Origin of the sequence: Microtetraspora malaysiensis, from assembly GCF_001528665.1 — a bacterium.
GTDB lineage: Bacteria > Actinomycetota > Actinomycetes > Streptosporangiales > Streptosporangiaceae > Microtetraspora_A > Microtetraspora_A malaysiensis.
Genome location: NZ_BBYJ01000041.1, coordinates 47,592 through 58,953 on the forward strand (window position 1 = coordinate 47,592; position 11,362 = coordinate 58,953).

Sequence of the window (11,362 nt, forward strand, 5' to 3'; positions counted from 1 at the left end):
GTTGTGTTCCTTGAAGGGGGAAGGGGCCGGCGGTCAGTTCTGCGTGCGGCCGTGCCGGGCACGCAGGAAGACGGCGGCGATGAGGACGCCGAGGAGGACGAGGGCGGCGTTGGCGGCTATGGCGACGGTGACGCCGTGCAGGATCGCACCGGCGGACATGGCGCCCATGGTGGCCGTGGTGACGATCGCGGACATGACGGGAGTCCCCATAGTGATGCCGATCTGCTGGGACATAGACGCCAGTCCGGTGGCCAGGCCCTGCTCGTGGTCCGGCAGGCCGGTGGTGGCGGTGACCATGAAGCCGACGATGACCAGCATGTTGCCGACCCCGCCCAGGAAGGTCGCCGGCAGCATCAGCGTCATCGAGGCCGAGGTGCTGCCCAGGAAGAGCAGGACGCCGGTGAAGGCCGCCTGCAACAGCCCGCCCCCGACCAGAACGGTCAGAGTGGAGGTCCGGGAGATCAACTTCGGCGCGAGCAGGCCCCCGGCCACGGTTCCGAGCCCCAGGACGCCGAAGGAGAGCCCGGCGGTGAGGGCTGAGAAGCCGAGCGTCTTCTGCATGTACAGCGTGAGCAGGTACACCAGGGAGGTCTCGGTGACGAAGGCGAGCAGTCCCAGCACGTTGCCCCAGGCCACGGTGCGCTTCTTCAGGACGTGCAGCGGAACCAGGGGCTGGGCGGCCCTGCGCTCGACGAAGTAGAAGGCGGCCAGCAGGGCCGCGCCGGCCAGCAGGCCCACCAGGGCGACGGGATGGGTCCAGCCGTGCTCGCCGGCCTGGGTCAGGCCATAGACGATGCCGAGCAGCCCGAGGGTGACGGTCAGGGCGCCGGGCAGGTCGACCTTGGGCCGAGTGGCGGGCCGGGACTCGGTGATGACGCTGGGGGCGACGAGGAGAACGATGAGCGCGACGGGGACGTTGATGAAGAAGGCCCAGCGCCATGAGAGCAGGTCGGTCAGGACGCCGCCGAGGATGGCGCCGGCGGTGAACCCGGCGGACATGAGCGCGCCGTTGAGGCCGAGGGCCTTCTGCCGCAGGTGGCCGTCGGGGAAGGAAGTGGTGAGCAGGGCGAGCCCGGCCGGGGTGGCGGCGGCGGTGGCGAGTCCCTGGGCGATGCGGGCGATGATGAGGATCTCGGGGTTCGGGGCGAGCCCGCCGGCGAGTGAGGCCAGGCCGAGGAGGGCCAGGCTGCCGAGGAAGATGCGCTTGCGGCCGATCAGATCGCCGATGCGGCCGAAGAAGAGGGTGAACCCGGCCGCGCCCAGGGCGAAGGAGGTGGCGATCCACTGCAGGTCGGCCAGGGAGAAGCCGAGGGTGTCGCCGATCTTGGGCAGGGCCACGTTCAGGATCGAGAAGTCGACGGCCAGCATGAATTGGGCGACCAGCAGCACCACGAGGACGGCTTTCATGCGGCCGGTCAGCCGCTGCGGGGCCGGGGGTCTGGACACAGGCTTTGTGGTCATGGTCATGACAGGGAACTTCCTATGAGCGCTTAAACGGTTCTCGGGTTCCGTTAATATGTGAGGAACGATAACACCGTTGCCGCCCTAAGGGAACTGGGGTCCCAATAAGGGCATCTCTTGAGAGAGGAGTCCATATGGCCGCCGTATCGCAGCAGAGCGCCGCACCGCCGCCGGGCGCCGTCCGGCCCGGTGGGCGCACCGCCCGCGTCCGCGAAGCCGTTCTTCAGGCCGCAGGAGACGTCCTGGCCGAGAAGGGATTCGACGCCCTCGACCTGGCCGAGATCGCCCGTGTCGCCGGGGTCGGGAAGACCACCGTCTACCGTCGCTGGGGCACGCCCGGCGCTCTCGCCGCCGACCTGCTCGACGACATGGCCCAGGGATCGTTGCCCCGCTCTCGTACCGGCAGCGTCGAGGAGGATCTGCGGGACAACGCCCGGCTGGTCGTCAAGACCCTCACCGACCCCCGGCAGGGACGTCTGTTCAAGGCACTGATCGCCGCCTCGCTCTGCAACGACGAGGCGGCCCAGGCGCTGCACCGCTTCTACGCCAAACGCATCGACGAATGGGCCGGCTGCGTCGGCGACGCCGTCGAGCGAGGAGAGCTACCCGCCGGGACCGATCCGCGACGGGTGATCGCAGCCGTCTCCGCGCCCCTGTACTACGCGCTGCTCAACACGGGGGAACCGCTCGACGATGACGCCGCCGAGCGCGCCGCGGCAGGAGCGCTGGCGGCGGCGCGCGCCGGCGTCGCGTGACGGGAGCCGTGTGATTCGGGGCCGCCTCGCGGGTGGGCCTGCTCAGGGGTGACCAAACGGGGCTGCGGACCCTACCCGATGGCCGTCACCCGGATGACCAGGGGGCTCTGGCGGTACTGGCGACTGCCGGGTGCCAGGCGGCCCCTGCGCCGGTGTCAGGCAGTAAGCAGTCCCCCGTGGTGAGCGCCCTGGAGAAGAACGCCCACGTGCTGCGGTCGACGGAGCCCGGGGGCAGCACCACCGACCTGGGGGCGCTGGGAACGATGATCGGCGTTGACGAGGCCTGTCTATAGAGCTATGGCATAAGGCCTGATCAACCTGCTGTGCGACGGATGGGGACGTTCTCGTGTCGAGTTGACCTGGCTCCGGCTGGACGGTGCATCGCACTGACAGGTCCGCGGTCGGTTGCTGCGTCGGTGCCCATGGCCTCCAGCCAGACCCGGGCGGCGAGCAACCGACGGTTGCGGCCGTCGTCGCTCTCGAGCCCGAGTTTTGTGAAGATACGCCGCAGATGTGTCTCGACGGTGCGCCGCGAAAGGTGCAAATGCTCGGCGATTGCCGCGTCGCGGGCACCCGTGGCGACGAGAGCGAGAACCTCGCGCTCACGGGGGCTGAGCACTTCGAGCCCAGGGGGCAACTCCGTGCCCGGCCGCGGTGGCGCCGGTGGTACGACTGACGGTGCCGGTGGCTCAGCGGGCTCAGGAACGAGGGGTACGGCGAACCCCGTCAGCGCGGAGGACGCCCGCCACCAGGCGACCCCGATGACGGCAGTGACAGCGGCCACGGCGAGACCGGAGATCAACGGGCCTGCGGGGCGGAGCACAGCCCCGGTCCAGGTCACCGCGAGAGTCACGCCGATCACGGCATATCCACCGAGCACCCCATGCAGCAGCCGGCGCACCGCCGAGGGACGGGCTCTGTTAGCGGACACGATGAGCGCCCACGCCCCGACAAGGCAACCCGCGGCCAGCGAGACGAGGTATGCGACACTGCCGTCCGTCGGCGCGATGTCGCCTGGACCGCTGGCTACGGCCGTGCCCATGCATACGACGATCAACAGGGGTCCCACAGCCGCAGCGGCCGCGCCCAGCGTGGCGCTTGCGCGTTCGTCCGCCGGGACGCGGGCCGCGCGACTAGCCAGGAACAGCACAGCGGCGAGCATCACGACGCTGACGAGGATGGTGGAGGCAGCTGTAACAGCGGGGGTTCGCCAACCCTCCGGCGCTGCCGGCGGGTGGCCGGCGAACGGCTTCACAGGCTCCAGTGCCAGCGCCATGCAGACGGCGGCGCCGGCAACGACGACGCCGAATCCGATCGACCACTGGCGGGCACGCGGCTCGGCGCGCAGCGCCGCGAGCTGCAGTACGGCGAGCGGAACGGGCCACCATCCACCCCAGGCGCCGAGGAGGAGAGGCGCCATGCCGGAATCAGCGGTGACCGCGACGACGGCGAGTGCACCGAGCACGAGGTAGATGAGTACGGCGGTTGCCAGCGCGAGAAGCCAATCGCCGCCGGTACGGTCACCCCGGTCGGCAAGCCGTCGGGATAGCAGCGCGATCCCTGTCGCACCGCCCGCGAGGGCTAGCGTCGAGATCGGGTGGGTCGCGTAACCGCCGGTACCACTGGCACGCGCGAAGGCGAGTATGGCCACCGAGCACAGCCCGAGTCCCGCGATGAATAGGACGGGCACGAGACTCCGCCACCGCCACAGAACGTCGGGCCACATGCGTGCGTCGTGCATCGGCCCTCCAGGGAGTTCTCCTCCGGCGCCTATCCGGAAGCGAGTTTATCCGGACAAGACATGCCAGGCCCAGATTCAGGGCTACCCCGTACACCGCAACGGCCATGTCAGGGCTGCTCCGGATACCGGCCATGACCCCAGCACGCGAGATTGCTCGGTGGTACCCCAACACATACTCGATCAGAGAGGTATCCCGTGGTCGCTACTCCTCCCGCCCGCCCTCGTCCGATCCTGCCCGTCCTCGTCGCGGTCGCGCTGCTGCTGCTCGCGACGGTCACCTTTGTCGTCATCGATCCACTGCTCGCCTGGGACGATGCCAACCCGCTCCTCGGCCGCGGCCGACTGTTCCTGTATTTCACGACCCAGTCGAACCTGCTGGCCGTCACCGCCTGCGTGGTGTTCGGGGTCGCGCTGGTGCGTGGCCGGCATCCGGGCCAGGCGGCCGAGTACTTGCGCGGGCTCGCCGTGGTGGACATGGCCATCACCGGGATCGTCGCCAACGTCCTGCTCGCTGAACCGGGGGCGCCATGGAGCCTCTCCGACTTCGTGCTCCACCAGGCGATGCCGGTTCTCATGGTCACGTGGTGGATCGTCGTGCCGCCCACCCGGCCGCTGTCCGTCGCCGCGGCGGCGCTGTGGCTTCTCCACCCGGCCATCTGGACGGCCATGGCCCTCACCTACGCGGCCGAGTCGAGCGACCACTGGTACCCGTACTTCTTTCTCGATCCCGTTGAGGCAGGCGGATGGGGCGGTGTCGCCGTGTTCGTGGCTGTGATCCACCTCGTGATTGCCATACTCGGTCTTGGTGCCGTGCTCGCCAGCAGGGCGCGGTGGTCAGGCGGCGTGTGGCGAGCGTTGTGGCGCGAAGATCACCCGGAAGCGGGCACGTCGGATCCTGTCAGCCCGACGATTGTGGCGCAGCACGTGCTGAAACGCCACGGAAACGGCTAGCTGAGCGCTCGCGGCGACGCGGATACGACGCGGGTCTGTGCTCCCGCACCGAACCGGGCTCCACCCGCTGGAGAACGGCGGCAGCGCGATCTGGCGGTGCAAAGCGGGCAATCACGACGTGGCGGAGATCGGGTGACTACGCACAACTCGTCTCTGACGCTAAGAAGGGAAGGACATGTCGACACCATCAATCCCCAGTAGCCGACTCGCCGAGCTGCTCGACTGGGATGAGACATCCTCTCGAGAGCATTTCGAGGCCATGGACAGGCTGTTCGAATCGATCTCTGATCCTGAAGAGGTCATAGCCCTGGCTCGGGCCTGGTGGTCTGATCCTGATGAGAGGGTGCAGGCGCTCGGATTCGACCTGCTTGCGGTTCAGGCACTCAACTTCTGTTGGCACGTTCCGCCCCTGATTGAGGCGGCGGACGCCCTTCCGTTGGACAGGAAACATGAGTTCGTGCGCGAGGCCGCCGCCCATGCACTCGCCACCATCTGCGACGACGAACGGGTCCTGTTTCCGCTCTTACGCTTCGCTGCCGACCCGGACGCGGATATCCGCTGGCAGGTGGCGCGTGGGATTCCAGTCGGCGTCGATCCGCTTCCTGAGGATGCGGTGCGGGTGCTGCTGGCGTTGATGCGTGATCCGGATGCCGAGGTGCGGGACTGGGCCACCATGAAGCTGGGCAGCCGCGCCGAAAACGACACCAAGGAGATCCGGGACGCCTTCGTCGAGCGTCTGGACGATCCAGGCGCGAATACAGCTGGTGAGGCAGCGGTAGCACTGGCGATACGGCATGATCCCCGGGTCCTGCCCACGTTGAAGCGCGTGCTCGCCACCCCGGACGTGGGCAACCTCTACGTCGAAGCTGCGGCGGAGCTGGGTGACCCGGAACTTCTGCCACTCCTGGAAAGGCTCAAGACCGACGGCTGGCCGGACGATGACGAGCCGCGACACCAAGCTCTTGATCAAGCTCTACAAGCATGCGCGTCGCGTCCGGCCTCGCGCGCCTGATCTCTGCGCCCGCTTGAGCGAGAAATCGGTAACCTGCTCCGGCATGTCCGCCAAACCGCATTAGCAGCTCGGATCTTGCCCGTCCCGATCCGTTCCACCTGGACCAACGCCGCTCGGCGGTCCTCCTGGAACGGTAAGACTGCAACTAGAACGGACTCGTGACCTGCGCGGGCTCCTACCTCAGCCATTTACGGCCCGCGCCCTCCAGCTCCGCAGCATCCTGGAGCCGGAGCGCCCCCGCCGAAGGCAAAGCCTGTCTCCCTGGGCACCACTCCAGAGGTGCCGCAGGCACCACCCCGTGGCGGTACAGGTCGAACGCTTGCGGCTACTCGTACCAGACCCCGGTGATAGGCCCACGTTTTGTGGCGGCTCTGATGTTGTTCATTACGGCCTCGTCCAGGTCCCCGCGGATATGCAAGTAGAGGTCCGGGACGGGCAGTCCTACCGTCTGTATCCAGTCCTTGCCGTACACGTGCCCGGCCGCGATCAGTTCCTCCGCCTGGCCGGACGGGGCAAGGTGATCGTTGTAACACTGGCTGATGGTCTCGTCAGTGTCCGCCAGGACATATCTGGCCGCGTAGGCGTAGCCGTCATGCAGCCAGACGTACAACACCACGGGCCTGCACAGCATGGACTGGAACCAGCGCGTGGATCGGCGCGCGAGTTCCTGAACCGTTCCCGTCTCATCCAGTGCCCAGCTCGACGGCTGGTCAGGCAGCGTCAGCAGCTGGTTGTGTAGCCGATCGCCCTGTACTCGGTCACCGCTAAAGTGCACGCCGAAGTCGATCAGGTTGAGGGGCGCCTCGGGATCGATCACAGCGGCGCTGCGCGCCGCCTCGCGGCTCCCAGGGTGGCTCCCAACGAGGGGAAAGAGACCGGATGATCCGGGAAAACAAGAAGGTCCCTGGAGATGTAATGCCTGCTCAGGGACCTTCTTTGTCTGGCGCGGCCGGGAGGACTCGAACCCCCAACCTTCTGATCCGTAGCAAGATCGGGGATGTCCACAGGCGTCCAGCGTTGACACAAACGCCTGCTCAGAGGCGGTATCCGGCTTCCGAGATTCCAGCGATGTCCATGGTCGTCCAGCGCTGTTGTTAGCAGCGGCGTTAGCAAGATCGATGGCACGGCTGCTCGTGAGGGTAAGGGGCGCGAACATGGCTGAGATCCTGTCTGCGGCTCGCGCCGAACTCTTTGAAGCTCCGGCGTCCTTGCGCCAAGCTAAGTTCGCAGTTTGGGCCGCCACGAACCTCGTCAGCATCGTGGTCGTCCTGGCCATCGTCTTCCCAGAAGCACACCGGGCAGATCCCATACGCACCTCTCTCAGCAAGGGTGAGGTAGCCGCAGCAAGGGCACGGATAAGGCTCGTCTGCCTTTGGTCGGTAGATGCTCACGAAGGCCATTCGATCACCGCTCTCGGTCCAGGATCTCCATCGCCTGGAGCACGTCCGTCACGACATGATCAGCGCAGTGTTCATGCTCGGGCCAGGTGCCCCGGTCGATCCAGATGGTTCGGAGACCCGCGGCGTGTCCTCCAGCTATGTCAGCGGTGAGGTTGTCACCGATCACCCATCCGCCCTCGGCGAGAGCCACGCCGCAGCGCTTGGCCGCGATCTCGAACAGACCAGCCTCGGGCTTGCGGATGCCCTCGGCTCCCGACAGCGCGTAGGCGTCTACAGCCTCGGCCAATCCGGTCTGCTGGATCTTCCCAAGCTGGTTGTCCGCCATGCCGTTGGTGACGATCGCGACTCGCCACCCGGACGCGCGTAGCAGAGCCAGGCCGCCCAGGACTTCGGGCCGACAGCGCACGAGGTATGGCATCTGCTTTCGGTAGCGGCTCCATAGCTCCTCAACCGGCTCGGGCAACGCGAAGTGCTCTCGGACCCTGCTGAAGAACATCTCACGGTGCGGATAACCGGCCTGGCCGAGCGCAATGAGCCAGTCGATCGCTTCGTGTCCCAATTCGTGCTCGTCTGCGAATTCCTCGCCCCACATCCGGAATGCCTGTCCAGGTCGATGAGAGTGTTATCCAGGCCAAAGAGCGCAAGTTGTTGCATATTGGTCAATCGTAGAGATGATGCTACATAGCAAATCAGAGGGAGTCCGCGAGAGCTGGACTACTCACTGTCAGAACGGTTCTACCTCAAGCCTGTACATGTGGTAGCTATCCGTTAATCGCACAAGACTTTTTGTGGCTCCTGTGACATTTTGGCATGGAGCAGCTCCCGGAAAGGAGTGTCCGTTTTATGGGCGAAAGTGCGTGGGTTGGCCTGGCTGACGCTGTCAAGAGCGTCAGGGCTGAACTGGCTGAGGCGATGGCCGCTGGTGAGGGTGAGCGGTTGAGGTTCCATGTCGGACCGGTGGAGCTGGAGTTCGTCGTGGAGGTGCGGCGGGATGTCGAAGCCAAGGCAGGGGTGAAGGTGTGGGTGGTGGATGCTGGTGGGTCGGGGACGGTCTCACGTGGGTCGACACACACGCTGAAGGTCACCCTCAACCCGGTGGACTCCACCACCGGGCGTGCCCCCCAGGTGAATGACAGCATCGATGCTCTGCCGCCACGCCCCGGGCTTCGCTGACCGGAGTGGCCATGGACACGGGGCGGGTTGTTGATGTATCGGGTCGTACCCGCAACGGTGAGGTGTCGTTCGGGTCGGGCTACCTGATCGGCCCGGGGCTGATCTTGACTGCCGGCCACGTGGTGGTCGACCAAGATGACGCACAGCTGGAGGATCTACGGGTCCGCTTCCTGAATGACAGCAGGCCGTGGGCGTGTGAGCTGGCCTGGCCCGGTTCGAGCGGAATAGACGCCGCGGTTCTTCGTATCGTCGAGGAGGGCGCGCCTGCATGTGAGCCAGTGCGTTGGGGGCAGCTGGTGGCCACCAAGGTGGGGATCACCTGTGAGGCGGTGGGCTTCCCGAAAGCGATGGAGCAGCCTGGCGGGTGGCGTGACACCGAGCATCTGAGCGGCGTGATCAACAGCGGGACCGGTCTGCTCGGGGGCCGGGTGGATGTGACCGCCAACTCGGCACCGCCGCGTGACGGCGCGTGGGTGGGGATGTCGGGAGCGGCGTTGTTCTGCGGCCCGTTGCTGATCGGCGTGATCATCGAAGACCGGCCGTCGTATGAGTCCCGGAGGCTGGTCATCGAGCCGGTGACACGGCTGTGGCCCGATCCCGGCTTCGTCGAGGCTGCCGGGCAGGGCCAGGCGGTGGAAGCGGTCGGCCTGACTGCCGATTTATCCCTGCCGCCGGTTTCGTCACCGGCGTTCTTGCTTCGTGCTGACGCACATGTGGTGCGGTTCCGTTCCCGCGCCGAGGAAATGGCGAGGTTGGCTGCCTGGTGCCAAGGGCCGGGATTCGGTGTTCGGCTGCTGACCGGCCCGGGAGGGCAGGGCAAGACCCGGCTTGCTCGGGAGCTTGGGCTTCGGTTGGCGATGACGCCTGGAGAGGGCTGGGTGGTCAAGTGGTGGGAGGCCGGTGATTCGGCCACAACCCTGGAAGGGCTGAACCACCCCACGTTGCTGGTGGTCGACTACGCCGAAACCCGTCCGGACACGGTGCAGGCATTGGTGCTGGCTGCGCTGTCGGGTTCGGTGCATGCTCCGATCCGGTTGCTGCTGCTGGCACGGAGCGCCGGGGACTGGTGGAGGAGGCTGAGCGAAGAAAGCGCCCGCCTGGAAATGGCCTTGCATGGGGCGGTGGCCGAGGAACTCAGCCCGCTGGAAGACGGCGTTGCCGGCCGCGAGGCGGCGTTCGCCGAGGCGATGACCGATCTGTCCGCCGCGCTCGCCCGGATGGGATGGGATCACACTCCATCAGGCGATGTCTCGTGGCCGGACCTACGAGCCGCGCGGTTCACCGGAGGCGGTGCGGCGTTGGCGTTACAGATGGAGGCACTGGCCAGGCTGCTGGGCGGACAGCAGGACGCGGGTCCGCCGGCGGAAGAGGTCATCTTGACCCATGAACGCCGTTATTGGCGCCAGAGCGCCAAGGAACATCGGGTGGATCTGTCGGACCGCAGTCTGCAACGCGCGGTGGCGGCAGCGGCGTTGTGCGGAGCCGACACAGAACCCGAAGCGCTCACATTGCTCGCTCAGGTGCGGGGCCTGCGAGATCAGAGCGAGGACGGCCGGATACGGATAGCACAATGGCTACAGGACCTGTATCCGCCGACGCGCCTCAGCGAGCGCCCTTTCACAACGCAACCGGCTGAGGGTGCGTTCTGGGGAGCACTGCAACCCGATCGTCTGGCTGAATATCTGATCTCGGGTGTGGTCACCGAGCTACCGTCCTTTCTGGTCGACGTGTTGGCAGTGACATCATCCGAACAGGACTATCACGCGCTGACCGTGCTATCCCGAGCATCGGTGACCGATACAGACATTGGTGAGGCGTTCCCCGGACTACTCGCCGAGATTCCCGCGCTTGCGGCCACCGCAGTACGAGTGGTTCCGCAAAGTGAGAACCCCCGACCCCTGGCAGAGGCACTCACCGGACTGATCGGCTCCGATCAACTGACTGTCGAGCTGTTGGCGGCGGTAGCCGACATGCTCCCTCACCAGACCCGTGCGCTTGCCGAATTCGCCGTTGTTCTTCAGCGCCGGCTCACCGCTCTATACGAGCAGAGGACAGGCGAAGATCCTGACACCTCTCTACCCGCCCTCGCGATGTCGTTGAACAACCTGTCGCTCCGGTTGGCTGAGGTGGGGCGCCGGGAGGAGGGCTTGGCCACGATCCGACGCGCGGTCGAAGTGTATGAGCGGCTGGCCGAGGCGAACCCGGACGCCTACCTGCCCGCCCTCGCGATGTCGTTGAACAACCTGGCGGTCCAGTTGAGTGAGGTGGGGCGCCGAGAGGAGAGCCTGGCCGCGAACCAACGCGCCGCCGAGATACGTGAGCGGCTGGCCGAGGCGAACCCGGACGCCTACCTGCCCGACCTCGCGATGTCGTTGAACAACCTGGCGAATCGGTTGAGTGAGGTGGGGCGTCGGGAGGAGAGCCTGGCCACGATCCAACGCGCCGCCGAGATACATGAGCGGCTGGCCGAGACGAATCCGGCCGCCTACCTGCCCGACCTCGCCTCTTCGTTGAACAACCTGTCGGTCCAGTTGGGTGAGGTGGGGCGTCGAGAGGAGAGCCTGGCCACGATCCAACGCGCCGCCGAGATACATGAGCGGCTGGCCGAGACGAATCCGGACGCCTACCTGCCCGACCTCGCCTCTTCGTTGAACAACCTGTCGGTCCAGTTGGGTGAGGTGGGGCGTCGGGGGGAGGGCCTGGTCGTGAGCCAGCGCGCCACCGAGGTGTATGAGCGGCTGGCCGAGGCCAGCCCGGACGCCTACCTACCCGACCTTGCGATGTCGTTGAACAACCTGTCGGGCGGGTTGGCTGGGGTGGGGCGTCGGGGGGAGGGCCTGGTCGTGAGCCAACGCGCCGCCGAGATACA

The 11,362-nt window shown here is 66.7% G+C and carries 11 protein-coding genes; 6 read left to right on the forward strand and 5 right to left on the reverse strand.

Features of this window, described 5'->3' with window-relative positions; genetic code table 11:
- Window positions 1-33: 33 nt before the first annotated feature.
- On the reverse strand, window positions 34-1,467 hold the full coding sequence (locus tag AWQ71_RS37585; RefSeq protein WP_067143485.1) for an MFS transporter: 1,434 nt from the start codon (window positions 1,465-1,467) through the stop codon (window positions 34-36).
- A gap of 128 nt (window positions 1,468-1,595) precedes the next feature.
- On the opposite strand from AWQ71_RS37585, the gene AWQ71_RS37590 reads away from it, so the two are divergent.
- Together AWQ71_RS37590 and AWQ71_RS42350 are read left to right on the forward strand one after the other, a co-directional pair.
- A complete protein-coding gene (locus AWQ71_RS37590; protein ID WP_067143488.1) occupies window positions 1,596-2,216 on the forward strand; it encodes a TetR/AcrR family transcriptional regulator in 621 nt (206 codons plus the stop codon).
- A gap of 152 nt (window positions 2,217-2,368) precedes the next feature.
- Window positions 2,369-2,509 (forward strand): hypothetical protein, encoded by a 141-nt coding sequence (locus tag AWQ71_RS42350; protein WP_157570816.1) that lies wholly within the window; start codon window positions 2,369-2,371, stop codon window positions 2,507-2,509.
- A gap of 20 nt (window positions 2,510-2,529) precedes the next feature.
- Here AWQ71_RS42350 and AWQ71_RS44165 read toward each other — a convergent pair whose 3' ends face one another.
- Window positions 2,530-3,957 carry a helix-turn-helix transcriptional regulator gene (locus tag AWQ71_RS44165; RefSeq protein ID WP_067143495.1) on the reverse strand — a complete coding sequence of 476 codons (1,428 nt, stop codon included), beginning with the start codon at window positions 3,955-3,957 and terminating at the stop codon, window positions 2,530-2,532.
- A gap of 195 nt (window positions 3,958-4,152) precedes the next feature.
- On the opposite strand from AWQ71_RS44165, the gene AWQ71_RS37605 reads away from it, so the two are divergent.
- Window positions 4,153-4,908: a Pr6Pr family membrane protein gene (locus AWQ71_RS37605; protein ID WP_067143498.1), complete on the forward strand. Its 756-nt coding sequence runs from the start codon at window positions 4,153-4,155 to the stop codon at window positions 4,906-4,908.
- 175 nt (window positions 4,909-5,083) lie between these two features.
- Window positions 5,084-5,920 carry a HEAT repeat domain-containing protein gene (locus AWQ71_RS37610; RefSeq protein ID WP_084259732.1) on the forward strand — a complete coding sequence of 279 codons (837 nt, stop codon included), beginning with the start codon at window positions 5,084-5,086 and terminating at the stop codon, window positions 5,918-5,920.
- A 325-nt stretch (window positions 5,921-6,245) separates the two neighbouring features.
- Here the strand turns inward: AWQ71_RS37610 and AWQ71_RS37615 are convergent, their stop codons facing one another.
- The 3 genes from AWQ71_RS37615 to AWQ71_RS37620 all read right to left on the reverse strand — a co-directional run bounded on the left by AWQ71_RS37615 (window position 6,246) and on the right by AWQ71_RS37620 (window position 7,912).
- On the reverse strand, window positions 6,246-6,737 hold the full coding sequence (locus AWQ71_RS37615) for a hypothetical protein (protein ID WP_067143504.1): 492 nt from the start codon (window positions 6,735-6,737) through the stop codon (window positions 6,246-6,248).
- Window positions 6,738-7,026: 289 nt separating this feature from the next.
- On the reverse strand, window positions 7,027-7,320 hold the full coding sequence (locus AWQ71_RS44800) for a CPCC family cysteine-rich protein (RefSeq protein ID WP_084259733.1): 294 nt from the start codon (window positions 7,318-7,320) through the stop codon (window positions 7,027-7,029).
- A gap of 4 nt (window positions 7,321-7,324) precedes the next feature.
- Window positions 7,325-7,912 carry an HAD family hydrolase gene (locus AWQ71_RS37620; RefSeq protein WP_245658925.1) on the reverse strand — a complete coding sequence of 196 codons (588 nt, stop codon included), beginning with the start codon at window positions 7,910-7,912 and terminating at the stop codon, window positions 7,325-7,327.
- A 218-nt stretch (window positions 7,913-8,130) separates the two neighbouring features.
- On the opposite strand from AWQ71_RS37620, the gene AWQ71_RS37625 reads away from it, so the two are divergent.
- The gene (locus tag AWQ71_RS37625) at window positions 8,131-8,493 is read left to right on the forward strand and encodes a trypco2 family protein (RefSeq protein ID WP_174550790.1); all 363 of its coding nucleotides are present in this window, start codon (window positions 8,131-8,133) and stop codon (window positions 8,491-8,493) included.
- 11 nt (window positions 8,494-8,504) lie between these two features.
- On the forward strand, window positions 8,505-11,362 hold a 2,858-nt coding region (locus AWQ71_RS37630; protein WP_157570817.1), incomplete at its 3' end, for a tetratricopeptide repeat-containing S1 family peptidase.

Coding starts and splice junctions, on each gene's coding strand:
- AWQ71_RS37585 (WP_067143485.1), bottom strand. CDS start 1,467: ATGACCATGACCACAAAGCCTGTGTCCAGACCCCCGGCCCCGCAGCGG.
- AWQ71_RS37590 (WP_067143488.1), top strand. CDS start 1,596: ATGGCCGCCGTATCGCAGCAGAGCGCCGCACCGCCGCCGGGCGCCGTC.
- AWQ71_RS44165 (WP_067143495.1), bottom strand. CDS start 3,957: ATGCACGACGCACGCATGTGGCCCGACGTTCTGTGGCGGTGGCGGAGT.
- AWQ71_RS37610 (WP_084259732.1), top strand. CDS start 5,084: ATGTCGACACCATCAATCCCCAGTAGCCGACTCGCCGAGCTGCTCGAC.
- AWQ71_RS44800 (WP_084259733.1), bottom strand. CDS start 7,320: ATGGCCTTCGTGAGCATCTACCGACCAAAGGCAGACGAGCCTTATCCG.
- AWQ71_RS37620 (WP_245658925.1), bottom strand. CDS start 7,912: ATGTGGGGCGAGGAATTCGCAGACGAGCACGAATTGGGACACGAAGCG.
- AWQ71_RS37625 (WP_174550790.1), top strand. CDS start 8,131: ATGGAGCAGCTCCCGGAAAGGAGTGTCCGTTTTATGGGCGAAAGTGCG.